The organism is Mycobacterium sp. (assembly GCF_965230835.1).
GTDB lineage: Bacteria > Actinomycetota > Actinomycetes > Mycobacteriales > Mycobacteriaceae > Mycobacterium.
The window spans coordinates 1,027,134-1,053,114 of the sequence record NZ_CBDDLW010000002.1; the positions used below are offsets into that span (position 1 = coordinate 1,027,134).

Genomic DNA, 25,981 nt, shown 5'->3' on the forward strand with positions numbered 1-25,981 from the left:
TAGAAGGAGCTGCGGCACGTGCCATGGCATCAGCTTAGGCCCCTCGAACCGCGTGCAGACGCCTTCATACGGACACAAGACAAACAGCTCGACCGCGCACCCGCGGTCCTGATCGAAGAACTGTCTCGTTTGGAGTCCATCGCGGACGACACACTGGTAGATACCATCAACGGGCCATCGGTGCTCGACATCATTCCCGTCGAGTTGCGCGCCTACCACCCATCCACAACATCGGTAAAAATGCCGCCTGCCCAAAGCTAGCGCGAGCCGACACGACAGCCGGCCGATACATTGGACGAGCGAACCGTACTGTCGACTGCCAGGACAACAACGGGAGGTAGGCATGACGAAACGATTCCGATACCTAATGGCCGGTGGTGCCACCGCGGCGGTTATCTGTGCTCCCATCGCCGCAGCACAAACCAGCACCGAATCTCCACCGCCGACGCAGACCGGGACAACCGCGGAGCCGGTAGTACCCGCCGAACCAGCGCCAACTGTGGTGCCAGCGATCCCACTCGTTCCTGCGATGTCAGTCACCCCGACATCACCGCCCAGCTAGCTAACGGCAAACAACAACAGATCCCTGGTTTCGCGCACACGCTCGATGGCAGTCACCGCTGGGGCGCTTTTTGCCACTGCCCCACCGGCGTTCCATGTTGGTGAATTGGGTTCAAACAGGGCCGCTGATGCCCGATGTGAACCCGGCCTTGCCGCCGGGTCAGGTTGTCCGAGGCAAGTCACGGTGAAACCGGCGTAGTAGCAGCATTGCTGTCACGGTGAAACCCGTGCTCAGTCCCATCCACACACCGGGGCCCTGCAAATGCGCCGGGAACGCTAGCAACAGCATCGCCGGCAAACCAACAACCCAATAACCGATCGACGTGGCCCGAAGCCCCGTCGCGGTGTCGCCAATGCCCCGCAACAACCCGACCGCTATGTTCTGCGTGAAGTCCACGATCTGCTGAATGATCGCGAAGAGCAGGAACGTCTTGGCCAGCATGATGGTCGCCGAGTCGGCAAGGTCGAGGAACGGTCGTAAAACCACATGCGGCGCAACCACATACAGCAGCCCGAGGGCGGCGGTGGTAAGCCATCCGAGGAGGAGCGCTGAGGCGGCTATCCGCCGAGCATGTTCTTTGTCGAGTCTGCCGATCGCGCGACTGATCAGAATTGATGCGCCGTGCGAGAGACCGATGCTGATCTGGAAAGCAATGCGGGTCAGCTGGACTACTACATTGTGCGCGGCCAGGGCGATCGGCCCAAAGGCTCCCATCACGACCGCAGCAAGAGACGTGATGCCGGCCTCGGAACCGTAGGTGAACGCAATGGGGATGCCGAGGCGCACGATGCGCCCTGCTGTTCGAGCGTCGGCCTTCCACCCATCGACTGCCAATAGTGGGGCAAGACGATCGTCGCGGCGCAGCACCAGGTAGAAGACGGCGACAGTGATCATCTGTACCAGCGTTGTGGCCAGACCGATTCCAGCCAGCCCAAGCTTCGGGATGCCCAGAAGACCGTAGATGAACACCAGGTCCAACGCAGCGTTCAGTCCGATAGCGGCGATGCTGACAGCCAAAAGCGGACCTGGCCGACGCATACCGACACTGAACTGACGCAGAACATTAAGCCACACCATGGGGATCAATCCGGGAGCCAGCGCGATCATCATTGGCCGCGCCAATTTCAACACGCTCTCCTCCAGCGCAAATAGCGACAAAACATAGCCGAGGCCGATCAGTGCGACTCCCAGGAGCACGGCAGCGACTGTGGCCACCAAGAAAGCTGACCGGTTGATCTGACGTATTTCTACCTGCGCTTGGTCATCCAGACCGTTGCCACCGGAACGAATTTCGCCCTGTCCGGCCGCGCCGGCGACCAGATTTCCCGCGGCGGTCACCACACCCACACACATGGTGCGCATCGCGTTGTACAGGGCCGCCGCAAGTCCACCGGCGGCGATGGCCTGCACTCCGATGAGACCCATCACAGCCAAATCGGTTGTGGTTAACGCAACCTGGGCGAACTGGACGCCGGCTATCGGCGCCGCCAACGCAGTCAACTGTCGGCTAGCACATGCCAGATCGGCGAGACGAGTTCTGGGCGTTTGATCCAACCGCTGACGGCTCACCGTCGATAGCCATTCTCGTCAAGTTTCCAGCGAAACTTACCTTGGTCGTCGCGGCACAGCACGATCTTTGGGGGCAATGGAAGCTGATGAAACTCAGACTCATTCTTATCCATTTGGTAGCCGGCGGTATTGGGGTAGATCAGTAGGTCACCGTGACCCGGCTCCCGCGGCAGCACGATTTTGCGCCAGGTCAGCATGTCATATTCCAAGCAACTGGCTCCGCCGACGCAGCTGCGCACGGAGTTGGCCAGCTCGACCCCGGCTGCGCGTTCTTGCGGCCACAGCATGGGCTCAGGCAGGAATTCGCTCGACTTCCATTGCTCTGAGAGACTCATGCTCAGGCCGTCAACAGTAACGATCCCGTAGTCGCTTCTCTGCTTGTACCCTTGCACCGGGAACACCGTGAAACCCGCCCCGTCGAGCAAGGCTCGACCTGGTTCAACCAGAAGTGTGGTTTCGGTGTTGACGAACCTATCTCCGACTGTGCCTGGATCGCAGGCGGATTCGCTAGCCAAGATCGCAGCTAGCATTTCTGCTCTGGCTGGCGACTGATGATATGGGTAGAAATGGCTGAAGGTCTTGTTACCGTGAAAATCGGTCTCAGCGGCGTCGCGCAGGAACCGCGTCCAGACGTCACCATCGAGGTATTCCACCGCGAACCCGCCACCAATCGAAATGGCCGTCGCCGCGAGGCCACGTGCCCGGGCTTCGACGACCCGGTCGACCAATTGGTCGGCGAGCTGCGCGCGTGGTTGTACCGCGTATCCGCTTAGGTGAAAGGAGAACCCGTCCATTGACACTCGAGACCGCTGCGCGGCGCATCGCCGCAACGCGGTGTCCAGTTCCACCGTGTCGAGGCCAAACCGACTGTTCTGGTTAATGTTCGGGAGTACCCGCAACACGATGCGCATGTGGTCGCCACGACCAGCCAGCGTGATCACCCGGTCGAGTTCGTCGAGAGCGTCGACTGCGATCAGACAGCCGTGGCGAGATGCCAGCCAGAGCAGATCCTCGCTCTTGGCCGGACCCGTCACCGAAATATCGCGACCGCGCACCCCACGGGATAACGCGTGTACCAGTTCCGGAGCGCTAGAGACGTCCACCCCGGCCCCCGTCTGAGCGCATACCGATAGCCAGCATCCGGCCTTGTTCGCCTTCTTGGCGAAGAGCACTTGTCCGCGCACCCCAGACGCCGCGATGACACCGGCAAAGGCCTTCACGTTGTCGGCAAACTGCGCCGGAAACAGCACGTGGAATGGCCCGCCCACCGCGTGAGCCATATCAGCCAACAGCGAGGGATCGGCCGCAACATGGCGAAACCAGGACGGAACGATCGCCGGTAAGGACAGCGAATCGGTCGCTAGCTCCACAGCCGGACCTCCTGCCCACGCCCCAGCGCGATCGCCTGAGTGGCCAACGCATGCGCCACCGGGATATCGGTGATAGCCATTCCGCTGTTGAATGCGAAAACCCGGTCCGCCTGGTCTCGCCTGGCCTGCGCTGTTCCGGCGAGGATGTCGGGCAGTTCCGCGTCCAACGGCAGCGAGCCGTCTTCATTGGCGAAACGGGTACCAGTCACCGCCAGCTGACCGGCGGTAGTGGCGACCGCATAGTCGGCTTCGCGCAGTGACGACGGATGAACCCCCGTCCCGTTCACCGAGATAAACAGCGCCCCTGGCTTCAACCACCTTGTACGCAGTTTGACCTCGGTGGCCGGGCCAGCCGATGTCGCGACCATGACGTCGGCGTCGCGTGCGGCTTGCTCAGGATCGGTCACCACTTCGATGTCCCGGTCAGGGTGCCGCTCACGAAGGTAGGAGCGCACGGCGGCGATCCCGTCGGGATGCGTGGCAAACAGTAACAACCGGTCCAAGTCTGGGAGAGCGGCGAGTAGAAATGGAAAGGTCTCTCTGCCTTGTGCTCCGGAACCACTGACCAGCGCGGTGCGCGCTGCGGTCGGGGCACATGCGGCGGCGATTAGCGCGGTACTGGCCGAAGTTCGCAGCGTGGTCACTCGGGTGCAATCCATAAAAGCCAACGGCACACCCGCCTTATCGTCGTAGAGAATGATGGTGATGTATTCCTTTTTGCCAGCGTCGTTTTGCGCGTAATAATCTTTGAAGGCCAATATCTGCAACCCGCCGTCATAGCCGGGCATCGCGTAGGACACTGAATCTCTGTACGGCGAACGCATCATAATTTTCGCTGGGGCTCGCGACGATCCTCCAGCCACCCGCAAGTATGCAACCCGGACAGCTTCGATCACGTCGTGCGGAGCAACCGGGAGATCGGCTATGTCGCTGCGGGTCAGAACCGGTAGCGCCACGCCCTCACGAGGCAGTATCTGCTGCACCGGTTGGCTTGCCGCCGAAGAACGCGGGTGCGATGTTCCGCTCTCGGTATTATTCATCATCAAACCACCGACAGACGCGTGGGATTGACATCCATATGCTTGCGTTTCATCGTCAGATTGCTGCTTCTCTGAGATGACTTCTCGCCGCCGCCTTTTCCGCTGAGGACTTTTAAGCATGAGGGCTGATCTGCGACAAGGCGAGGTGTCGTGGTGGTGGGGTCCACAATTGTTGTGCAGCGTGTCCAACGTGCGACGATAGCCTCGTTAGGCGCGCTGATCTGGTCGGGCCCGCTGGGCGCGACGGCGCCGAGCAGTTGGTGGCGGCGACAGTAGTCATCGTTGTAGATGGTGTCGAAATAGCGTTGCGAGCTGTCAGGAAAAATCGCGGCGATCCTGGTGCCGCGCGGGTAGTTTCGCGCAGCCCAGCCAGCGACCAGAGCGACCGCGCCGACACTCCATCCGCCGCTGGTGTAGTGAGTAGCAGCCAAGTTGCGGCACGCCCACACGGCTTCGGCGGGAGCGACCCAGTGCACCTCGGTGAATGCGCTGTAGTCGACGTTGCGAGGGTAGATGCTAGACCCCAGCCCGCGCATCAGCCGTGCAGTTGCAGGTTGGCCAAAGATTGTTGAGCCGACGGTATCCACACCGATCAACTGCATCGCAGGGTTGTATTGGCGCAGCACCCGGGCCACCCCGGCAGAGTGTCCGCCGGTGCCCACAGAGCACACCAACACATCGATATCTGCCAGGTCGTCAAGTAGCTCTAAAGCCAAAGACCCGTAGGCCTCCACATTGTCGGGGTTGTTGTACTGGTCCGGACACCAGGCATCGGGCTCGGCGGCCAACAATTCGGCAATGCGGTCTTTACGGGCCTGCTGCCAACCACCGACCGGATGCATTTGCCCAACCAAGTCCACTCGCGCGCCGTATGCGGCGAGCATGTGCCGGATGATCGGCTCCATGCCGGGATCAGTAACCAAGGTGACCGGATGGTGATACACCACGCCGGCTAAGGCCAGACCTAAACCGAGTGTGCCACTGGTAGATTCGACAATTCTGGCGCCGGGCAGCAACTCGCCGCGCAATCGGGCGCGTTCGACCATACGCATGGCGGGGCGATCTTTCATACCGCCGGGATTCGCCCCTTCGAGTTTGGCCCAATAGCCGCGGCCGCTGCCGAACGGTTCCGAGATCCATAGCACCGGAGTGTTACCGACCATTGCGCCGACTCGGCGATACCGATCTCGGACCTGTGGACACCGAGGTGGGACGGGGCGAACTTGGGAAAAGGGTTGGCGAGTAGCCAGATTCGACGAGCCGTGCAAGACGTCGACGGGCAGGAAGTGAGTCATGTAATCCTCGCTTGAGCAGCGCGACCACTTGAACAGGGCGCGGCAATCGACAATGGCCAGCGGACACCGGCCAAATGCGCCAAGGGCACATCGGCCTGACGCTGTCCAATCAGCGACGAGCGAGGCAGAACCGGGTCAACAAGTCTCGACCAGGCACAACGACAGCAGCCATGCCACCGGGCGGGCCCCGCCCCGTGGAGACGATGGGACGGCCCACGACGCCGATGACGGCCACCACCGTGGCCACCAGGCAAAGCGCCACCAACCCGGTGGCCGGTCGCGGCAGCACAGCCGTGGCGAACTGTTCATGATGTTGCGACGCCACCGAACCGTCGAGAAGGTGCGCATGATCAACGTTGACCGCAAACTCAGCACCTAACGAGGCCAGCAACGGATGTGCAGCGTGAGCTGCATGGTGCTGCGCCGATAGCAGGCCGGCGTGGGCGCCGACAGCTACGAGCGCCCACACCAGTACCACCACTGCCGTCAGCGAACGCCGCCAGGGGCGCTTGCCGTGGGGGAACTTCAGCACGGGCCGGCCCAAGCCGCCCGCGCCCGGCAACCGCTTACCGTGGGGAATAGCTCCTGCGCCGTCGGTCATGTCGGTGACCGCGCGGCTAACCGGCGCAAGCCCGCTCACCGCACAGCCTGGCGGTGAGCATGACGTCGCATACCGGACATCCACCCGAACGAGTGTATACCCCCCAGTGGTATTAGGCAACGGGCCGGCGTTTGAACGATCACGATGTGACACGACCGAGTTCTGTTGCACCGCGTGCAAACGTCTGCCTCAGCCGCCCGGAGGAACACACCACTGGCGGTGCTCATCCAGGGTCTGGTGGCGCCAGAAACTACTCGCCCTGGACGATCCGCCGCCATCACTGGCTTCCGGCAGTCAACGCAGTATGGTCAGGCCGCGGGGGCCTACACGGCGACTTCGGAAAATCGCCGAGCGTCGCGACTAGCCCATGCTCGGCTTGAATCTGCGCAGCCGCAGGCTGTTACTGACAACAAAAACCGAAGAAAAGGCCATTGCGGCACCGGCCAGCATGGGGTTTAGCAACCCGGTGGCCGCCAGCGGCAACGCGACGATGTTGTAGGCGAAGGCCCAGAAGAGATTGCCCTTGATGGTCGCCAACGTCTGCCGGGAAAGCTGGATCGCGTCGCCCACAGCCCGCAGATCTGCGCGCACTAGGGTCAGGTCGCTGGCCTCGATGGCGACATCGCTGCCAGTGCCCATCGCCAGCCCAAGATCGGCTTGAGCGAGTGCGGCAGCATCGTTTACGCCATCGCCGACCATCGCCACTACCTTGCCGTCGGCCTGCAGCCGCTTGACCGTTTCCACCTTTTCGTGCGGCAGAACTTCGGCGATGACATGCTCCACGCCAACCTGGCCGGCGACCGCCAGGGCGGACGCCTTGTTGTCACCGGTGAGCATGATCGGCGTCAAACCGAGCGCACACAATTGGGAGACAGCCTCGGCCGAGGAGAGCTTGACTGCATCGGCCACCACAAGCACCCCGCGCGGTTGATCATCCCAGCTGACCACAACCGCTGTTTTGCCCTCGGCCTCAGCCTGACCCATGGCCTGCATGAGATTCTCCGGCAGCTGGTGCGACTGGTCCGCCAACAATTTCCGCCTGCCCACGACGACGACGCGATTATCGACGACGCCCCGCACACCCAACCCCGCTAGGTTGGCGAAATCCTTGACGGTCGGCAGGTCGCCGACCTTGTCGCGCGCGCCCTGAACGATCGCCCGAGCAATTGGGTGCTCAGAGGCGTCTTCGAGCGCGCCCGCCAACCACAGCACGTCATCTGGTTGTTCACCATCGGCGGTGATCACATCGAGCAAGGTCATGGTGCCGGTGGTGACGGTACCCGTCTTGTCGAGCACGATCGTGTCGATGCGCCGGGTCGATTCCAGCACTTCGGGTCCTTTGATCAGAACTCCAAGTTGCGCGCCGCGTCCGGTACCGACCATCAACGCGGTCGGCGTGGCCAGACCCAGCGCGCACGGGCAGGCGATGATCAGCACCGCCACTGCCGCTGTTAATGCCTCCGCGAGCGATCCCCCAACGGCCATCCAGAACCCGAATGTTGCCAGCGACAAGCCGATCACGATGGGCACAAAGATCCCGGAGATCTTGTCAACCAACCGCTGCGTCGACCCCTTACCGGATTGCGCGTCTTCGACCAGCCTAGCCATCTGCGCCAATTGGGTGTTGGAACCGACCCGGCTGGCACGCACCACGATTCGGCCGCCGAAGTTGACTGTGGCACCGACCACCCGGTCATCGGGACCAACCTCGATCGGCACCGACTCTCCAGTGAGCATTGACGCGTCCATCGCGGAGGAGCCCTCGATCACCACCCCGTCGGTGGCGATCTTCTCGCCCGGACGCACCACGAACTCGTCGCCCGCGACGAGGTGTTCGATCGGAATACGTTGCTCCACACCTTGCCTGCACACGACGACATCTTTGGCGCCCAGTTGCAGCAGCGCGTGCAGCGCGGCCCCGGCACGTCGCTTGGCCCGGGCCTCGAAGAACCGACCGGCAAGGACCAACGTGGTAACACCTGCTGCGACCTCAAGATAGATGTTTCCGGTGCCGTCGGCAGGCGCGATGACGAGCTCGAACTGGTGTCTCATACCAGCCGTACCGGCCGCACCGCAGAACAACGCGTAGACCGACCAGCCCAGCGCGGCAATCGTGCCCATCGAGATCAGCGTGTCCATAGTGGCGGTGCGGCGGCGCAAGTTGGCCCACGCTGCCCTGTGGAAAGGCAACCCACCCCACACCACCACCGGTGCGACCAGCATCAGCGACAGCCATTGCCAGTTGGTGAACTGCAGTGGGGGCACCATCGCCATGGCGACAACCGGCACGGTCAGCACCAGTGACAGCAGCAGCCGCTGCCGCAACAGTCCGGCTCGATCCGACTCCACCGGTATCGCCACCCCGCTACCAGCAATCGCCCGGCTCGGCGTGAGGGGCTCCGCGCTGTAGCCGGCTTGCTCCACCGTCGCCACTAGCTGCTCCGGTGAAACATCAGCCAGATACTCCACGCTAGCTTTCTCGGTGGCAAAGTTCACCGAGGCGCTGACCACCCCATCGACCTTGTTGAGCGCCTTGTCGATTCTGGCTGCGCACGAAGCACACGTCACTCCCCCAAGCCGAAGCTCAATATGGCGAGTCGTTGCCGTGGCGACGCCCATGATGTTCCCCTCAGGACAATCTTGCGAAAAGGTGGTTTCAGCCGGCCACTGCGTAGCCGGCCTCTTCAACCGCGTCCTTGATCGCATCCGTTCCGATCGGGACGTCGCTGTCGATGGTTACCGCGCCACTGGCTAGGTCCACGTCCACAGCCGTGACACCACCGATACCACCAATTTCTTTCCGCACCGCAGACACGCAGTGACCACAAGTCATCCCAGTAACGGTGACTGTTACGGTGCCCATGTCACTCTCCAATCCGTGTGGACCATGGCAGACGCGAACCAACGCTACTGTACCCCTATAGGGTATACAAGGGGTTTCGCAACAGCCCGATACTCTCCATGCTCTAGCCTCTCACCGCGATTCGACGCTCGGCTCCTTGAAATGGTGGCGGCGGTCCAGAATGTGCAGTGCCAACGCCGCGATACTGCCCACCAAAACTAGTCCAGCCCACACGAGTTTGCCCATCCCAACCCCGGGTGCAGCGTCCGCGAGCACTCCGATTGCCAGATTACCGACAAGGAGCCCGGTCCCGACGATGGTGTTGTAGAAGCCATAATGCGTGGCCACCCGCTGGCCTCCCGCCAGCGAGACCACGGTGTCCATCTCGAACGGAAACACTGCGGCGGCGCCAACGGCCAGCATGGCGGCCGATGCTACGAGTGCGGCCAGTGCCGGAAAAACTCCGAAACGACCAGCGTCGGGCGCAATGGCAAGCGGCAGAAATGAGGCCGCCAAGATGGTCACGCCGATAGCCAGGCTGCGTCCGCGATTCCAGCGCGCGGCAAGCCAGCTGGTGATGTGTAGCTGAGCAGCGACCGCCACGAGGCCCGAAGCAACGAAAAGTGCTGCCAGTAAGAGCGGCTCGCGATTCGGTGCGAGCCTGGACGCTTCTAACGGCATCGCGAGGAAGATCTGCGAGGACAACACATATGAGCCGGTCATCACTACGGCGAACAGCAGAAATGACGGGTTGCCGATAACGGCTCGCCACTCGCGCAGCGTCGACGTTTGCTCTGTTTCGGGATCAGCCTCGCGCCGAGGCAATATCATCAGCTGAGCCGCCGTAAGCCCCGCCGATAACACCGCAGCCGATAGCGCGCTAAGCCGGAAGTCGATGGTCACCAGCGCCAATCCGATTAGTGGGCCGAGCAAGATCCCGGCCTGATAGAAAATGTTGAAAATCGCAAAAGCTTCTACGCGGCGATCACCGGTATCAGCAGCAAGGTAGGCGCGGATTGCCGGGTTGAATAGCGCCGCAGTTAGACCCGTTGCAGCCGCAGCGATCAGCACAACGGGCAGTGACTGCGCAAAAACCAGCAGGGCGAACCCACCGGTGCGCAGCAGGCACCCGGCAACGATCACCTCTTTGTAGCCAATCCGGTCGGCGAGCGTGCCGCCAATGATGAACATGCCTTGCTCGGAAAAGTTTCGGATACCCATAACCATTCCGATTGCCCACGCAGCCAGTCCCAGCGAACCGGCAAGGTAAGCGGCCCAATACGGCATTAGCATGTAAAAGCCGAGGTTGATGCCAAACTGGTTCATCATCAGTATCCGGCTGGCCCTCGGTAAACTGCGGAATTGCGCGATGAGCACCATTACCGCATCGCCCCGGTTGGGTTGCCGGCCATTTGTGCATCTCCCCTGTCTCGAAATCACCGGTGCGATGGTTGCTGTGCTGGCCACGTGGCCACCATGCGATGTCACCGCCGGTCGACCAAAAACAGCTTGACGGCCTTTCGGTCATCCCGACCAGCGCGGCACCATGATGGGCCGGGGCAGGAAGCGGGTATCGGCATTAACAACCCCATCTGTGCCGCGCCCGGCTAAACCCGCTAGTGGCGCGCCCAGCAGGCCTCCCGGTCCGCCGGTTCCAACGCTTGGGGCAGCGCCCAGACTGGTTTCCGGCAGTACCGTAGCGGTAGACCGTATCGCCGGGGCCGCCGCAGCCCAGGTCTGCGGCACGGATAACGCCCCAACCGATACCGCCCTGCCCACACCCGCCGATACCGCCGCGTCTCCGAGTCCTACGGAGCCTGTCGATCCCAGCGAGCCTGAACCGAGCCCTGCTGCAAGGACCGACGCGAGCCCGCCGCTCAAGCTAGATCCGACGGCCGCATTGCCAGCCGCGCTGACCTCCGGCATCAGATTGTTCACCTGGTTCGCGTTCGATAGCAGTGAACTCGATATCCACCCGACCGAACTGGTCATCGACATGCCGGTTTGCAGAAAGTCCAGTGATGAGCTCAGCGACGGCGTAGACGGCGTCGGCGATGCCGACGAAAGAGGTGAAGTGAGCTGCTGCAGCGCCGCGGGCACCGTTGATGTCACCTGTGACAGCATCGCTTGCGTGTTGGCGCTAGCGGATGTGCCGGTGGCTTCAGCAACTGCGACGCCCTGCCCGGCGATCCGGGCTGGATTGGCACTGGACTGGGGTGGTGTGAACGGGGTCAGCGCCGCCGCAGTTGCTGAGGAACCAGCGTACCCGTACATCGCGGCCGCATCCTGAGCCCAAATCTCCGCGTAGTGAGCTTCGGTGGCCGCGATCGCGGGGGTGTTTTGTCCGACAATGTTCGTCGCGGTCAGCGACACCAATAGGCTACGGTTGGCCGCGATCACCGGCGGCGGCACCGTCATCGCCAACGCTGCTTCGTAGGCGGCCGCCGCGGCCCTGGCTTGGTCGGCCGTCTGCTCGGCCTGGACAGCGGTGGAAGTCATCCACGCCAGGTAGGGGACGACCGCGGCCGCCATCGATATCGATGCTGGGCCTCGCCACGACCCCCCAGTCAGTCCCGAGATCACCGAGCTGTAAGACCCCACCGCGGAATGCAATTCGGCAGCCAGCCCATCCCAAGCCGTAGCGGCGGCCAGCATCGGTCCTGAACCGGGACCAAAATATATTCTCCCGGAGTTGACCTCCGGTGGACGCGCTCCAAAATCCATTGCTGCAACGCTCCTTAGCTAGCTGCGGTCATGTTGACGGTCTCGGCTGCCACATACGAAGCGGCACTGGCCGCAATCGCGGCGATGAGCTGTCCATCCAGCGCCGGGTCTTGAACGCTGACCGCCTGCTACCGGGCTTCGTGTGTAGCGAATGGTGTTGCGGTAAAACCCGATGCCTCGTCCACGGCGGACACCACCCCATCGGCCGTGGCACCCGGGACAACGTTTCCGGCGCACATCACCGAACCAGTACCTGTTAGCCGACGCGATCAGCATTTCCGGCTGTGTGGTCACGAATGACATGGGCATTCCTAATCGTTTAGTAGGGATTGGTTACCGGTCCGGGTGTTGGTGACCGGGGCCTGTTTCTTGCGGGATCTGCCGTCAGGTGACGTCTGGTGTTCCCGTCGTTCGACGACTTGAGAAAGAGCGGCGCGTCTGGCGGCAGGTCTTGTCGGGTTGGTGGTGAGATTCCGTTGCCCGAGCCCGTCGCAGGGGTGACTTCCTGATGGTTGTTCTCGAGCCTTGAGCTCTTCGACAGAACGAAGTCCTGCGATGTGCTGGAGTCACGGACGGCTAGTGAGATGACGGACCTTGGAGTCCCGCGATTAGGGCGCCGCGTGAGTCCACCGGTAACGGCGCAACCATCCACCGACGAAAAAGTGAGGACGTCTTGGGCTTGTTTTGTGGAATCGACTGGGCTACTGAGCATCACGATGTTGCTGTGGTTGATGACGACGGGAGGGTGGTAGCCCGTGCACGGCTGGGCAATGATGCGGCCGGGTTCGCGCAGCTGTTGACGTTGCTGGCTGAGGCCGGTGACAGTGCCGCTGATCCGATACCAGTGGGGATGGAAACTGATCGTGGCCTGTGGGTGGCGGCGCTGCGAGAAACTGGCCGGGTGATTTATCCGATCAACCCGTTGGCGGCTTCGCGGTATCGGGCACGGTATGCGGTGTCGGGGGCCAAATCCGATGGTGCCGACGCGGTGCTGCTGGCCAATATTGTGCGCACCGACCCCGGCGCGCACCGCCCATTGCCCGCCGACACCGAGTTGGCCCAGGCGATCCGGGTGCTGGCCCGCGCTCAGCAAGACGCGGTATGGGCACGTCAACACATCGGCAACCAGATTCGCGATGTGCTCAAAGATTTCTACCCGGCGGCCATCACCGCGTTCGCCGACCTGCCCGAGGGCGGGCTGGCTCGTCGAGATGCGCGCACCATCTTGGCTGCTGCACCAACCCCCACCCAGGCGACCAAGCTGACCCCGGCCCGACTGCGCCGACTGCTGGCCAAGGCCGGCCGCCGCCGCCATCTCGACCGTGACATCGAACGGTTGCGGGAGGTGTTCACCGACACCTACCTGCACCAACCACCGGTCGTGGAGAACGCGATGGGTATCCAATTGGCAGGGCTGCTGGGTCAGTTCGAGGCTGCCTGCACCACTGCTGCTGATCTCGCCGAGGCGGCAACCGCCCATTTTGAGCAGCACCCGGACTCCACGATCATCACCAGCTTCCCCGGACTGGGGAACCTGGCCGGTGCCCGGGTACTCGCCGAGATCGGTGATGACCGCGCCCGCTTCACCGACGCCCGCGGACTGAAAGCATTCGCCGGAGCCGCGCCGATCACCCGCGCCAGCGGCAAGAAAACCCTCGTGTTGCACCGCCATATCAAGAACCGGCGCCTGGCCGCCGTGGGTCCCATCTGGGCTTTGGCATCGCTGCGCGCCTCGCCGGGCGCCCGTCGCCACTACGACACCCGCCGCGCCGCAGGAGACTGGAACCACCAAGCCCAACGACATCTGTTCAACAAATTCCTCGGCCAACTCCACCACTGCCTGCAAACCGGCCAGCACTACACCGAACATCTAGCCTTTCCACCTCCTCCCTCGCTCGTGGCTTGACTTTTAACTTCGTGAGATGTCTAATCGCATCCACGATCGTCGCCGGATCGCCGCTGAAGAGGGACAGACCAATGTCATAGGCCGCATATTGCGGCGCTGTGATGAGGTCACGCACGTCGACGAGTAGCGAAGTCGGCAAATTCGCCGGCCCAATGGCTATTCCGTCCCAATTGACCAGTGTCCAGCCACTCTGCGGACCACCTTCCACCACGACGACGCCAGTGTTGGGCAGCGAATTAGTGACTGCGAGCAAAGGATTGGGATTGTCGACATTCGCTAACACCCCGGCCGAGATAGTGCCTGCGCTTGAGTACGCCACAGCCGTGACGTTGCCGTCAGCGGCCACCACCGGGTTCGCGACGGCAGTGTTGTATATCGTTTCCAATGCACCAGTGAAACCGCGGTTGAAGACCACCCCGTTGAAGTCGGTGGATCCGGGGGCCAGGTTGGGTGTCAGCGGAAGCCCGAGCGTCCACGCCACCGGGCCAGCCGTTACGAGCAGGCCCGCGGGACTGGCTTGCGGGAAGTCCTCGAAGATTCCGGCGTTGATCTCATTGAGTGCGGACAGTTCCTGGACGCTTATGCCCAGCATGCTCGCCAACGGTGCGGCGGTCTGCTGTGTCCTGATCAATTGCGAGTCGAAGAGCGCGGCGAAGGGGCCCCGCGGCGCGAGCATGTCAGCAACGTCCAGCGCCTGTTGCTGGCCCATCGCATTGAGTCCAGGTCCGGGCACCGCCGTGTCGAGCAAGTCCGCCACGTTGGCGTCCGTCTCGCCATGCCGCACGAAATTTATGACGATCGATTTCTCGTTGCTACCGTCCCCGTCATTGCCGAACAGCAGACCGGCTTTGCCGCCGGCCCCACCGAAACCTTCATCAGCAGAACCCCCAGCACCCCCATCACCAAACAACAAACCAGCATTACCGCCGGCCCCACCGAAACCCTCACCAGCAGAACCCCCAGCACCCCCATCACCAAACAACAAACCAGCATTACCGCCGGCCCCACCGAAACCCTCACCAGCAGAACCCCCAGCACCCCCATCACCAAACAACAAACCAGCATTACCGCCGGCCCCACCGAAACCCTCACCAGCAGAACCCCCAGCACCCCCATCACCAAACAACAAACCAGCATTACCGCCGGCCCCACCGAAACCCTCACCAGCAGAACCCCCAGCACCCCCATCACCAAACAACAAACCAGCATTACCGCCGGCCCCACCGAAACCAGCAACTTCACCGTTTTGCCCGAGTCCCCCGGTTCCCCCGATACCGCCATTGCCCCCCAAGAGACCGCCGCGGCCGCCGACTCCGCCGAAGCCGGCGGCCGTACTGGCGGCCCCGGCTGCGCCACCGTTACCACCGATGCCACCATTGCCGAACAAAATGCCCCCGGCTCCCCCGGCGCCGCCGTTGGCGCCCGCACCGCCGGCCCCGCCGTTACCACCGTTGCCGAACAGGCCGGCCGCACCGCCGGCCCCTCCGTTGACACCGATGCCACCCGAGCCACCACTACCACCGTTGCCCCACAGGATGCCGCCTGCCCCACCGTTGGCCCCAGAGCCAGCAAGCGCGTCAGCGCCGTTGCCGATCAACGGACGCTCGAACAGGGCAAGAAACGGCGCGTTGATGCCGTCGAGAATGTCGTCGAGGACCGTCTTCAGCACGTTTTCAGACTCGGTAGCCGAAAAAGTTTGAGCCGTGCTGGCCAGATTGGTCACGAACTGCTCATGCACGGTGGCAGCCTGGGCGCTGAGAGCCTGAAAGCCTTGGGCGTGAGCGTTAAAAACTTCAGCTAGCGCTGTGGACACCTCATCAGCGCCGGCCGGAGCGATCGTTGTAATCGCCGGCATCGCGGCCGCATTGGCTGTGGTGATCTGCGATCCGATAGCAGCCAAGTCACCGGCAGCGACGGTCACCTCATCAGGAACCACCGACACAAACGACACAACAATCAACCCCTCCTCGGTAACTTCAACGGACCCAACACCACACGCTCAACGACAGCGACACAGGGTTTGCCGCGGCTGCGGCCGGCTTCGACCTAACTCTGCCATCTGCGCCGCGCCCGAGGAAGCCATTACGCTCACCAGCCGATGACGCGATCACCCGGTGAGCCAGTGAACTGCATGCAGTGCTGCAAAACGCATTGCACAGGTGTGTACTGTCTGGTGCAATGCTCAACAATGGAGCCTCGGGGGTAGGTCTGATGCGGAGGCGGTCAGAGATTCTGACGACAGGCGCCAATTCCGGTTTGGGGATAACGCAGGCACTAGAACGCGCTGCGCGTAGGAGGATCTTCGCGCAGCGCTCAACAGTCGCCTCTGCTTGGTAAAGGTACCGACAACAATATGGCCGCCAAGTCATCTAGAGCGACTGCAACGCAACGCTTCCTGCATCAGACAGGCGCCTCCGTGCCGGTTGTGTGCGGGCCGATGTACCCCGGCTCGAATCCGGAACTTGTTGCCGCCGTGTCGGCGGCCGGCGGGCTCGGTGTCGTTCAACCGCTCACGATGACCTATCTGTACGGGCACGATTTTCGCGAAGGCCTCCGCCTGATCCGACGCGTCACCAACGGCCCGATTGGCGTCAACTTCACGTTGATGTCAAACCGCGCCTACATGAAGCGAATGCAGTCCTGGATGGATATCGCGATTGAAGAGAACGTGAAGTTCTTTCTCACATCCCTGGGACGACCCGACGGAATCGTCAAACGCGCTCACGAGCATGGAATCACCGTCTACCACGATGTGGCCACGGCCAAGTTCGCCAAGGCCGCCGTTGAGGCTGGCGTTGACGGCCTGAACTGTGTCAACTACCGAGGCGGAGGTCAAACGGGAGCCATCTCCGCCGAACAGCTCGCCGAAGAGCTCGCTCCGTTCGGGCTGCCACTGATCTGCGCTGGCGGGGTGGCTGGTAAGCAAAGCTTCAAGGACGCCTTGTCACTGGGATACTCGGGCGCGCAAGTCGGAACGCGGTTTCTTGCAACCAACGAATGCAAGGTGTCCGACGCATACAAGCAAGCGATCGTTACCGCAGCAGAGTCGAACATCGTGTGGACGAACAAGCTCGCGGGGGTCAATTCTTCGGTGATAAGCACCCCCGATGTCGAGTCAGGAGGACTACGCACCGGGAAAAGCTTGAGTTTCTTGCTTCGCAATCGCCGCACGAAAAACCTTGCCCGGATGCTCCTTAGCATTCGGGCAGCCGGAAAATTCAAACGTGTCTCGTATGACTCCGACTACCAGTTGTGGCAAGCCGGCAAGGGCGTTGGTGAAATCGACGGTGTCGAATCCGTCGCTGATGTGATGGGCACGTTCGAAAACGCCTATGCCGAATGGATCGACGACGAACCCAGCCACCCAAACCAGGCCCTGATGGAGTTCTGACGGTGTGCTCCGATCGCGTTGTGGTTGAGGTCGCCGAAGGAATCGCCACCGTCAAGCTGAACCGTCCGGAGAAGCTCAACGGGCTCGATCAAGAGACCATTCGCGGCCTGCTGAGGGCGGCGCGCCGCATCGCCAGTGACCGATCTGTACGCGTAACAATCCTGTGCGCGGAAGGCAAAAGCTTCTCTACGGGGCTTGATTTCTCCTGCCTGCAAGCCAAGCCGACATTCGCCCCATGGATCTTCGTCAAGCGGCCGCTTGCGCTGATGAATCGCGCACAACGGCTATCGATGGCCTGGCGTGACCTGCCGACGCCGGTAATCGCGGTGATTAGCGGCATGTGTCTCGGCGGAGGACTTCAGCTTGCCATGGGAGCTGATTTTCGCTTCGCAAGCCCCGATGCTGAATTCTCGATTCTAGAGATCAGCCTGGGCCTGGTTCCCGACATGGGTGGGACCCAGATGTTTAGCGAGCTGATCCGAATGGACAGGCTCAAAGAACTCGCATTAACCGGAGAATTCGTTACCGCACAACGAGCCGAGGAGTACGGGCTTGTCACCCGTGTCACCGAGGACCCGATGCAGGAAGCCATGGTCCTTGCGCGAAAACTAATGCAGCGAAGTCCCGACGCGCTTGCGGCAACAAAGAAGCTATTTCACGCCAATCGGTTCGGGACGCTTCGAGCGCGTTTGAGACGCGAACGCTGGGCACAACTACGGGTGCTTGGCCGGCCGAACCAGAAGCGTGCCATGGAGAATCGTGCTTCCAAGGACGTCGCGTCATTCGGAGATCGCTCGATCATCTGACGCTGACCGCGCAGACACAGACAGCTCAATCCTGAGTCAGGACAACCGGCCACCTAGGCGGCGTCGAACTCATCGGCGATGCCGCAGTACTACTTCAGTGCCAAAGCGCCACGCGCCGTGTGAACTGCTCAGCTCATGCCTTTGGCGCGGCGGCCCAACTCGCGCCGCACTTCACGCTGAGCATCTCGGCGGGCCATGTCTTGTCGTTTATCGCGCGCTTGCTTTCCGCGAGCCAGGGCGAGCTCGACCTTGACCCTGCCCTCAGAGAAATACAGCGACAACGGCACCAGCGCAAAGTTGCCTTCGCGGATCTTGCCGATAAGGCCGTCGATCTGACGGCGGTGCAACAGCAACTTGCGGTTGCGCCGCGGTTCGTGGTTGGTCCAGCTGCCCTGCAGATACTGCGGGATATGCATGTTGCGCAGCCATACTTCGCCGTCGTCAACGGTTGCAAATGCGTCGACCAGGGACGCCTGGCCTTCGCGCAGACTCTTCACCTCGGTACCGAGCAACGCGACGCCGGCCTCGAATACCTCGATAATCGCGTAGTTGTGGCGGGCTTTGCGATTAGAGGCCACAATCTGCCTACCTGAGCCGGACTTCTTGGCCACTCCTACCGCCGTATGTACATGCGCAAGGTCCCATACGCTGTCAGCCCGGCCATCGACACACCGACCAGCAGCAGGATCGGACAGATGTAGAGAATGTCTGCATAGTCCACCCGGGCTATCAAATGAGCTTGGTAGAACTGGTTAAGCGCGTTGTCTAAGAACCATGCACGCACCATGATCAAGCCCACAGCTGCGATGATGACACCGATAGTCGCTGCAAGCATCGCCTCGACCAGGAACGGCAATTGCGTGTACCAGCGGCTGGCGCCGACCAACCGCATGATGCCGACTTCGGTGCGTCGAGTGTAGGCCGCGACTTGGACCATATTGGCGATCAGCAAGACAGCACCGAATGCCTGGACCAAGGCCACTGCGAACGCAGCCCGGCTCAAACCGTTGAGCACGGCGAACAGCCGATCGATCAGATCCTTCTGATTGAGGACGCCGCGCACACCCGGCTGGCCGCGCATCGCGGAGTCGAAGTCCTTGTGCTGTTCCGGATTGTCCAACTTGACGATGAACGATGCGGGAAACGACTCCTTGCCAGCGACATCCTTGAATTCGGGGAATCTACCGATGGCGTCCTGGTAGGCGTCGTCTCGGTTGAGGAAGCGCACCGACTTGACGTCGGAGCGGTTCTCGATCTGGTCGCGTAGCGCCTTGCACGGGTTCGCGTCGCACGACAAGTCATTGGCTGATACGTCGTCGGTAAGAAAGACCTGCGTCTCCACCCGGTCGAGGTAGATGTTGCGGGATTGGTCAGCCAACCGGACAACCAGCAGTCCGCCGCCGAACAGACCGATCGAAATCGCGGTCGTCAGGATCATCGCAGTCGTCATGGTGACGTTGCGGCGAAGGCCAGTCAGAACCTCGTTGAGCAGGAAACTGAAACGCACTAGCGATCCATCCCGTAGACACCGCGCTGTTCATCTCGGACCAGCCTGCCCAACGCCAACTCGACGACCCGCTGCCGCATCGAGTCAACGATGTGGTGGTCGTGGGTTGCCATCAGCACCGTCGTCCCGGTCCGGTTGATCCGCTCCAACAAATCCATGATGTCCTTACTGGTATCGGGGTCGAGGTTGCCGGTTGGTTCGTCGGCCAGCAGCACCAGCGGCCGATTGACAAACGCGCGAGCAATCGCGACCCGCTGCTGCTCACCGCCGGAAAGTTCGTGCGGTAGCCGGCTCGCCTTACCCGACAGGCCGACCGTCTCCAGCACGTCGGGCACAACCCGGTTGATCGCGTCGGTGCGCCTGCCGATGACTTCCAGGGCAAACGCGACGTTTTCGTACACAGTCTTTTGCTGCAACAACCGAAAGTCCTGGAAAACGCAGCCGAGGACCTGGCGCAGACGCGGGATGTGGCGACCGCGCAGCTTGTTGACGTGGAACTTGGAAACCTGGACATCGCCGCTGGTCGGCGTCTCGGCGCCGAGCAGCAGCCGCATGAATGTGGACTTTCCTGAACCGGACGGGCCGATCAGGAAAACGAACTCACCCTTGTCGATCTTGACGTTCACATCGTCCAACGCCGGACGCGCTGACGACTTGTAATGCTTGCTGACGTGGTCCAGGGTGATCATCACGGCTCGCCAGTGTAGCGCCGAGTTGCGTTGACAGGCGAAAATCAGCTCGCAGGCTGCGGTGAACCGGACAGCAGTGCCTGCGGAGGCGGTATCTCCACCGGCGATGGCCAGGTGATATCGGGGCTCAACGAGCCAGGACCGAACGATGGCGGCAGCACGAACTGTGCTGGGCCACTTGCACCGTTGGGCCCGCTCGGTGCGATGCTGGTGGTCGGCGTCGCTTGTGGTGACTCGCGCACGTTGGTCCGTGGCACCCACGTGTAATTCGGGTTGGGCACATAGCCCGGCGGTACAACCTGAGAGGGCGACGGCTCCGGTGTGCGGTAGGTCGCATAGACCCACCACACGGCCAAGAACGCCACAATCAGCACCAGGGTTGAGGTGCGGACCCGCCCGCCAGCCAGATATCTCGGCCAGCGCCGCGACGCACCCTCGCGCGCTTTCGGGGTCTTGAGCGTGAATTTCACCGTTGCTGCCCCGCACCCTGGCTTTTGTCTTCGTCGGCGACGCCCGAGGCCGCCGAGGAGTCGGTCGCGGCGACGATGCCGGCGCGGGTGAGCGCCCGGACCACAAGCACCCGTAGCTGCCGGCCGGCTTCGAATTGCTGTCCGGGCAGGGTGTGAGCCACCAACCGAAGCGTGACGGTGTCGAGCTCAATGCTCTCCATCCCCACCACCCTGGGCACTTCCAACAACAAATCCCCCAGCGCCTTGTCACCGCGCACCTGCTCACACTCCTCGTGCAAGACCGCGTTGACCCGGCCTAAGTCGGCACTGGTCGGAACAGGGATGTCCACGACCGCGCGAGCCCAGTCCTTGGATAGGTTGACTGACTTGACGATATTCCCGTTGGGAACGGTGAACACTTCACCGTCACTAGAACGCAGCTTGGTCACCCGCAGCGTGACCTCTTCCACCATCCCGGCTGCGTTCTCCGGCGAGCCAAGCATGCTCAATTCGACCAGGTCACCAACTCCGTACTGCTTCTCGACGATGAGGAAGAAACCGGCGAGCAGGTCCTGGACCAGACGCTGGGCGCCGAAACCCAGCGCCGCGCCCACCACGGCCGCGGGTCCCACCAACGAACCGACCGGAATCGCCAGCATGTCGATGATCTGATATGCGACGAGGACATAGACAAGGACTATCGAGACCCAGGAGATCACCGACGCCACCGCCTGCCGGTGCTTGCTGGCCTCAGAACGCACCAACGCGTCGCTTTCGGCAAAACCGAGGTCGAGACGCTGGCCAACCTGTCGCGCCAGCCAGGAGACGAATCGGGCCGCCAGTACCGCCCCGATGAACAGCAGGAGAATGCGCAGACCGGTATTGACAATCCATAGACCGATTTCGCCGTGCCAGAACTCGTTCCAGCCTCGCGCGGCAGACGCCGCAGCCAAGACAGTCGTGTCAGTCGTCATCTGGGCGATTGCGCCACCGGATCCCCGCTTCCAGGAACCCGTCGATGTCCCCGTCCAGAACGGCCGACGGATTGCCCACCTCGTATTCGGTGCGTAGATCCTTGACCATCTGATATGGGTGCAGCACGTAGGAGCGCATCTGATTGCCCCACGAGCTACCGCCTTCTCCTTTCAACGCGTCCAGCTCGGCTTGCTCTTCCAAACGTTTACGTTCCAGCAACTTGGCCTGGAGAACCCGCATCGCCGCGACCTTATTCTGCAGTTGCGACTTCTCGTTCTGGCAGGTGACGACGATGCCAGTGGGCACGTGGGTCAGGCGGACAGCGGAATCGGTGGTATTCACCGACTGCCCACCGGGTCCGCTGGACCGATAGACGTCGACTCGCACATCACCTTCGGGGATGTCGATGTGGTCGGTGGTATCCACCACCGGGAGGACCTCGACTTCGGCGAATGAGGTCTGACGACGGCTCTGGTTGTCGAACGGGCTGATCCGGACCAACCGGTGGGTGCCCTGTTCGACAGACAATGTGCCGTAGGCAAACGGCGCGTGCACAGCGAAGGTCGCGCTCTTGATGCCAGCTTCCTCTGCGTAAGAAGTATCAAATACTTCGACGCGGTAATTGTGCTGCTCAGCCCACCGAACATACATCCGCATCAGCATCTCGGCCCAGTCTGCGGCGTCCACCCCACCCGCACCCGAACGTATGGTGACCAGTGCCTCGCGCTCGTCGTACTCGCCCGACAGCAGGGTGCGTACCTCGGTGGCCTCGATATCGGCGCGCAGCGCCTTGAACTCGGCGTCAGCCTCGGCGAGGGCATCGGCCGCGGCCGCTTCCTCCTCCTCGGCGGCGAGCTCATAGAGCACCGGCAAATCATCGAGACGGCGCCGCAACTCCTCGATTCGCCGCAGCTCTCCTTGAGCGTGCGACAATTCACTGGTGACCCGCTGCGCGCGGGCCTGATCGTCCCACAGTTTCGGGTCGGACGCCTCGTGCTCGAGCTTCTCAATGCGGCTCGGCAAACCTTCGACGTCGAGCACCCGCTCCACCGTTGTCAGGGTGGCGTCAAGGACGGCGATTTCGGCTTGACGGTCAAGTTCCACAACCGTCCACGTTACCGGCGCCACCGTACGGGACCGATGTTCAGGTCACCACCGGCGCGACAGCGATTAGCATCGAGTAGCCAGCATGTGCATAGCGACTGCGGCGCGACAGCCCATTGCGTCCAGTCGCCCGTCCAGCCGTCCACGAAGCGGGCTTGAAGAGAAGGCTTAGCATGCGTCCATATCACGTCGCGATTGTCGGCTCGGGGCCTTCGGGGTTCTTCGCCGCCGCGTCGCTCCTGAAGCTCGCCGATTCGTCCGCCGAGATCGGCGTTGCCGTCGACATGATCGAGATGCTGCCGACGCCCTGGGGACTTGTGCGCTCCGGCGTTGCTCCCGACCATCCCAAGATCAAGTCGATCAGCAGGACATTCGAAAAAACCGCCGAAGACAGCCGCTTTCGCTTTTTCGGGAACGTGGTCGTCGGCGATCACATCCAACCCGCCGAGCTCGCCGAACGCTACGACGCCGTGATCTACGCAGTGGGAGCGCAGTCTGATCGTGCCTTGAACATTCCCGGTGAGGATCTGCCAGGCAGCATTTCTGCGGTTGATTTCGTGGGCTGGTACAACGCGCATCCACACTTCGAGCAGATGTCGCCGGGCCTACCGAGCGGCCGCGCCGTCGTTGTCGGCAACGGCAATGTGGCCCTCGATGTGGCGCGCATCCTGGTCACTGATCCTGAGACGCTGGCCCTTACCGATATTGCCGATCATGCGCTGGTGTCACTGCGTCCTTGCGGTATCGAAGAAGTGGTGGTGATCGGTCGCCGTGGTCCGCTGCAGACCGCATTCACCACGCTGGAGTTGCGGGAACTCGGTGAGCTCGAGGGTGTCGACGTGGTGGTCGATCCCGCACAGCTGGTTGGCATTAGCGATGAGGATGCCGCCGCGGTGGGCAAGACGGCCAAGCAGAACCTCAAAGTGTTACGCGACTACGCGGGTCGCGCGCCACGGCCTGGTCATCGCCGAATCGTGATGCGATTCATGACCTCCCCGATCGAAATCAAGGGCGAGGGCAAAGTCGAGCGCGTGGTGCTCGGCCGCAACGAGTTGGTCACCAACGACAGTGGGTGGGTATCGCCCAAGGACACCGGCCAGCGCGAGGAACTGCCAGCGCAGCTGATCGTGCGGTCTGTCGGCTACCGCGGTGTTCCCACTCCGGGACTACCGTTCGACGACAAGCGCGGAACTATTCCCAACACCAACGGTCGGGTAGACGGCAGCCGTAACGAATACGTCGTGGGGTGGATCAAGCGCGGGCCGACAGGGGTAATCGGCACCAACAAAAAGGACTCTCAGGAGACCGTCGACACCGTGATAGAGGACCTTGTCGGCGGCCGGGAAAGCGGGCTGGCGGAATTCCCCGCGGACCATGCCGCGAAGCTGGCCGAGTGGCTGGCCACACGCCAGCCGAAGCTGGTCACGTCGGAGCACTGGCAGATCATCGACCGTTTTGAGCGAGCAGCTGGCGAACCGCACGGACGTCCCCGCGTCAAGCTGCCGAACCTGGCCGACCTGCTGCGCATCGGCCACAGCTGATCAGGATTCGAGGAGTACCCCGGGGTTCAAGATCCCAGCCGGGTCAAGCGCGGACTTCGCGGCCTGCAGGGCTAGGGCGAACGTGTCGGGGCGTTGCCGGTCATACCAGGGCCGGTGATCACGGCCGACTGCGTGGTGGTGAGTGATGGTGCCGCCGGTGTCGGCGATCGCCTCGGACACTGCTGTCTTGATCTCGTCCCACTGCGCGTCGAGAGAACCCCATCGCCCACTGGCGTATATGCCGTAGTACGGAGCCGGGCCGTCCGGGTACACGTGGGTGAACCGACAGGTCACCAGGCCAGTCCCGCAAACCTGCTCGATCACTGTCCGGGCGGCCTCGGTTACCGCAGCATGCAGAGCATCGAACCCGTCCCAGGTGCATGCGGTTTCAAACGTCTCCGCGATGACAGAACGACGTGCCAGTGCATCCCGCTGATAGGGCATTCGCAGAAACGCTGAGCGCCACTTCACCGACGCGTCAGACCCCCCAGCGCAGTCTTGTTGCGGTGTTTGGCTGTCGGCCCCCCGGCTGCGTCGCGCGGTCACAGTGCCACCACACCCGGCCGCAATCTCGACGGCTCGGTCCAGCCACGGGTCCACAGCATGATCAGCCGATTCGAAGGCCAGCACCAGCAGCCCCCCAGCTGTTGGTGTGCCCGCGTTGAGGAACGCCTCGGCTGGGTCAAGCAGCCGGCAATTCGCCGGGTAGAGCCCGGCCTGCGCGATCGTTCGTGCTGCGGCCACCGCACCACACCAGTCGTCGAACGCCACCGAAGCCGTAACCTGCCAGCGGGGGCGGTCCTGCACACGCATCCACGCCTCAGTGATGATTCCCAGCGTGCCTTCCGAACCGAGAAACAGCCGGTCCGGGGACGGTCCGGCACCGGATCCAGGCAATCGGCGAGACTCGCTGATCCCTGCCGGGGTGACGACCCGCATCGATTCGGTCAGATCGTCAATATGGGTGTATAGCGTGGCGAAGTGGCCGCCGGCGCGGGTGGCCAACCAGCCGCCGAGGCTGGAGAAACTAAACGACTGCGGGAAGTGGCGCAGCGTCACATCGTGTGGGCGAAGCTGATCCTCTATCGACGGCCCCAGCGCACCCGCCTGAATCCGCGCAGCCCTGCTAACCCGGTCGATCTCAAGAACCGCACTCATGGCGCCTACGTCCACCGTGATCGCTGGCTGGTCGAAACGCGGTTCGACACCGCCAACTACTGAGCTGCCACCCCCGTATGGGATGACTGGAATCTCCTCATCCGTACACCAGTCGAGTACGTCAACCACGTCTTGCTCGCAGCGCGGCCGAACGATCAGGTCGGGAACCCAGTCCAGGTGACCGTGCAGGTTGCGCACCACATCACGAAATGCTTTGCCCCGAGCGTGGCCAGCACGATCAACCGGATCGGCCGAACAAAGCGTGGCCAGCGACTCCGGCGGGGCTAGCCGCGGGGCCGGCAAACCTAGGGCAGCCGGGTCGGGAGGCCGGTGGTCAGTCAGATCATGATCCGGCAGAAACGCCGCGACCCGATCCTGCAGATCACGCGTCTGCTGCTCGGAAAGCGCATCCTCGACTGTGCCCCATCCCCACCAAGAACGCATTGCACGAC

The 25,981-nt window shown here is 62.4% G+C and carries 22 protein-coding genes; 5 read left to right on the forward strand and 17 right to left on the reverse strand.

The window, feature by feature from the left end; all coding sequences use genetic code 11:
* Positions 1-18 precede the first annotated feature (18 nt).
* Complete coding sequence (locus tag ACO07W_RS05230; RefSeq protein WP_421841380.1) at positions 19-261, forward strand: hypothetical protein; 243 nt, start codon at positions 19-21, stop codon at positions 259-261.
* Between the two features lie 460 nt (positions 262-721).
* Here ACO07W_RS05230 and ACO07W_RS05235 read toward each other — a convergent pair whose 3' ends face one another.
* The 9 genes from ACO07W_RS05235 to ACO07W_RS05275 all read right to left on the reverse strand — a co-directional run bounded on the left by ACO07W_RS05235 (position 722) and on the right by ACO07W_RS05275 (position 12,003).
* Positions 722-2,062, reverse strand: coding sequence for an MATE family efflux transporter (locus ACO07W_RS05235; protein WP_421841382.1), 1,341 nt, complete (start codon positions 2,060-2,062; stop codon positions 722-724).
* 65 nt (positions 2,063-2,127) lie between these two features.
* Positions 2,128-3,501: a Y4yA family PLP-dependent enzyme gene (locus tag ACO07W_RS05240; protein ID WP_421841384.1), complete on the reverse strand. Its 1,374-nt coding sequence runs from the start codon at positions 3,499-3,501 to the stop codon at positions 2,128-2,130.
* On the reverse strand, positions 3,492-4,541 hold the full coding sequence (locus ACO07W_RS05245; protein ID WP_421841386.1) for an ornithine cyclodeaminase: 1,050 nt from the start codon (positions 4,539-4,541) through the stop codon (positions 3,492-3,494). Before ACO07W_RS05245 ends, ACO07W_RS05240 begins: the two co-directional genes overlap by 10 nt.
* A 2-nt stretch (positions 4,542-4,543) precedes the next feature.
* Positions 4,544-5,836: a PLP-dependent cysteine synthase family protein gene (locus ACO07W_RS05250; protein ID WP_421841388.1), complete on the reverse strand. Its 1,293-nt coding sequence runs from the start codon at positions 5,834-5,836 to the stop codon at positions 4,544-4,546.
* A 109-nt stretch (positions 5,837-5,945) separates the two neighbouring features.
* A complete protein-coding gene (locus tag ACO07W_RS05255; RefSeq protein ID WP_421841390.1) occupies positions 5,946-6,521 on the reverse strand; it encodes a hypothetical protein in 576 nt (191 codons plus the stop codon).
* A gap of 276 nt (positions 6,522-6,797) precedes the next feature.
* The gene (locus ACO07W_RS05260; protein ID WP_421841392.1) at positions 6,798-9,056 is read right to left on the reverse strand and encodes a heavy metal translocating P-type ATPase; all 2,259 of its coding nucleotides are present in this window, start codon (positions 9,054-9,056) and stop codon (positions 6,798-6,800) included.
* 37 nt (positions 9,057-9,093) lie between these two features.
* Complete coding sequence (locus tag ACO07W_RS05265; RefSeq protein WP_421841394.1) at positions 9,094-9,300, reverse strand: heavy-metal-associated domain-containing protein; 207 nt, start codon at positions 9,298-9,300, stop codon at positions 9,094-9,096.
* Between the two features lie 111 nt (positions 9,301-9,411).
* On the reverse strand, positions 9,412-10,659 hold the full coding sequence (locus tag ACO07W_RS05270; RefSeq protein WP_421845817.1) for an MFS transporter: 1,248 nt from the start codon (positions 10,657-10,659) through the stop codon (positions 9,412-9,414).
* A 144-nt stretch (positions 10,660-10,803) separates the two neighbouring features.
* Positions 10,804-12,003, reverse strand: a complete 1,200-nt coding sequence (locus ACO07W_RS05275) for a PPE family protein (RefSeq protein WP_421841396.1) — start codon at positions 12,001-12,003, stop codon at positions 10,804-10,806.
* Positions 12,004-12,682: 679 nt separating this feature from the next.
* Here ACO07W_RS05275 and ACO07W_RS05280 point away from each other — a divergent pair.
* On the forward strand, positions 12,683-13,909 hold the full coding sequence (locus ACO07W_RS05280) for an IS110 family transposase (RefSeq protein WP_421845748.1): 1,227 nt from the start codon (positions 12,683-12,685) through the stop codon (positions 13,907-13,909).
* On the opposite strand, the gene ACO07W_RS05285 is transcribed toward ACO07W_RS05280, so the two are convergent.
* The gene (locus tag ACO07W_RS05285; RefSeq protein ID WP_421845818.1) at positions 13,812-15,860 is read right to left on the reverse strand and encodes a PE domain-containing protein; all 2,049 of its coding nucleotides are present in this window, start codon (positions 15,858-15,860) and stop codon (positions 13,812-13,814) included. The genes ACO07W_RS05280 and ACO07W_RS05285 overlap by 98 nt on opposite strands.
* A gap of 402 nt (positions 15,861-16,262) precedes the next feature.
* On the opposite strand from ACO07W_RS05285, the gene ACO07W_RS05290 reads away from it, so the two are divergent.
* Entirely contained in the window at positions 16,263-17,300 is a 1,038-nt protein-coding gene (locus ACO07W_RS05290; protein ID WP_421841398.1) for an NAD(P)H-dependent flavin oxidoreductase, read from the forward strand.
* Positions 17,301-17,320: 20 nt separating this feature from the next.
* Positions 17,321-18,106, forward strand: a complete 786-nt coding sequence (locus tag ACO07W_RS05295; protein WP_421841400.1) for a crotonase/enoyl-CoA hydratase family protein — start codon at positions 17,321-17,323, stop codon at positions 18,104-18,106.
* A gap of 128 nt (positions 18,107-18,234) precedes the next feature.
* On the opposite strand, the gene smpB is transcribed toward ACO07W_RS05295, so the two are convergent.
* Genes smpB through prfB form a run of 6 tightly spaced genes read right to left on the reverse strand, consistent with a single transcriptional unit; the run spans position 18,235 to position 22,830 of the window.
* Positions 18,235-18,717, reverse strand: coding sequence for an SsrA-binding protein SmpB (gene smpB, locus ACO07W_RS05300; RefSeq protein ID WP_421841402.1), 483 nt, complete (start codon positions 18,715-18,717; stop codon positions 18,235-18,237).
* Between the two features lie 2 nt (positions 18,718-18,719).
* Positions 18,720-19,613, reverse strand: coding sequence for a permease-like cell division protein FtsX (gene ftsX, locus ACO07W_RS05305; protein WP_421841404.1), 894 nt, complete (start codon positions 19,611-19,613; stop codon positions 18,720-18,722).
* Positions 19,613-20,302 (reverse strand): cell division ATP-binding protein FtsE, encoded by a 690-nt coding sequence (gene ftsE / locus ACO07W_RS05310; protein WP_421845819.1) that lies wholly within the window; start codon positions 20,300-20,302, stop codon positions 19,613-19,615. The genes ftsX and ftsE overlap by 1 nt, the downstream gene beginning before the upstream one ends.
* Before the next feature lie 44 nt (positions 20,303-20,346).
* Complete coding sequence (locus tag ACO07W_RS05315) at positions 20,347-20,772, reverse strand: hypothetical protein (protein WP_421841406.1); 426 nt, start codon at positions 20,770-20,772, stop codon at positions 20,347-20,349.
* Complete coding sequence (locus ACO07W_RS05320) at positions 20,769-21,725, reverse strand: mechanosensitive ion channel family protein (protein ID WP_421841408.1); 957 nt, start codon at positions 21,723-21,725, stop codon at positions 20,769-20,771. The genes ACO07W_RS05315 and ACO07W_RS05320 overlap by 4 nt, the downstream gene beginning before the upstream one ends.
* Positions 21,715-22,830, reverse strand: a complete 1,116-nt coding sequence (gene prfB, locus ACO07W_RS05325; RefSeq protein ID WP_421841410.1) for a peptide chain release factor 2 — start codon at positions 22,828-22,830, stop codon at positions 21,715-21,717. Before prfB ends, ACO07W_RS05320 begins: the two co-directional genes overlap by 11 nt.
* Positions 22,831-23,003: 173 nt before the next feature.
* Between prfB and ACO07W_RS05330 the strand changes: the two genes are divergently transcribed.
* Positions 23,004-24,371, forward strand: coding sequence for an FAD-dependent oxidoreductase (locus ACO07W_RS05330; RefSeq protein ID WP_421841412.1), 1,368 nt, complete (start codon positions 23,004-23,006; stop codon positions 24,369-24,371).
* Here ACO07W_RS05330 and ACO07W_RS05335 read toward each other — a convergent pair whose 3' ends face one another.
* A complete protein-coding gene (locus ACO07W_RS05335) occupies positions 24,372-25,973 on the reverse strand; it encodes an FAD-binding oxidoreductase (protein ID WP_421841414.1) in 1,602 nt (533 codons plus the stop codon).
* Positions 25,974-25,981 lie beyond the last annotated feature (8 nt).

What these genes read in the sequence shown, in the direction of transcription:
- ACO07W_RS05245 (WP_421841386.1), bottom strand. Translation starts at nt 4,541, where the DNA reads ATGAATAATACCGAGAGCGGAACATCGCACCCGCGTTCTTCGGCGGCA.
- ACO07W_RS05250 (WP_421841388.1), bottom strand. Translation starts at nt 5,836, where the DNA reads ATGACTCACTTCCTGCCCGTCGACGTCTTGCACGGCTCGTCGAATCTG.
- ACO07W_RS05260 (WP_421841392.1), bottom strand. Translation starts at nt 9,056, where the DNA reads ATGGGCGTCGCCACGGCAACGACTCGCCATATTGAGCTTCGGCTTGGG.
- ACO07W_RS05265 (WP_421841394.1), bottom strand. Translation starts at nt 9,300, where the DNA reads ATGGGCACCGTAACAGTCACCGTTACTGGGATGACTTGTGGTCACTGC.
- ACO07W_RS05270 (WP_421845817.1), bottom strand. Translation starts at nt 10,659, where the DNA reads ATGGTGCTCATCGCGCAATTCCGCAGTTTACCGAGGGCCAGCCGGATA.
- ACO07W_RS05275 (WP_421841396.1), bottom strand. Translation starts at nt 12,003, where the DNA reads ATGGATTTTGGAGCGCGTCCACCGGAGGTCAACTCCGGGAGAATATAT.
- ACO07W_RS05290 (WP_421841398.1), top strand. Translation starts at nt 16,263, where the DNA reads ATGGCCGCCAAGTCATCTAGAGCGACTGCAACGCAACGCTTCCTGCAT.
- ftsE (WP_421845819.1), bottom strand. Translation starts at nt 20,302, where the DNA reads ATGATCACCCTGGACCACGTCAGCAAGCATTACAAGTCGTCAGCGCGT.
- ACO07W_RS05320 (WP_421841408.1), bottom strand. Translation starts at nt 21,725, where the DNA reads ATGACGACTGACACGACTGTCTTGGCTGCGGCGTCTGCCGCGCGAGGC.
- ACO07W_RS05330 (WP_421841412.1), top strand. Translation starts at nt 23,004, where the DNA reads ATGCGTCCATATCACGTCGCGATTGTCGGCTCGGGGCCTTCGGGGTTC.
- ACO07W_RS05335 (WP_421841414.1), bottom strand. Translation starts at nt 25,973, where the DNA reads ATGCGTTCTTGGTGGGGATGGGGCACAGTCGAGGATGCGCTTTCCGAG.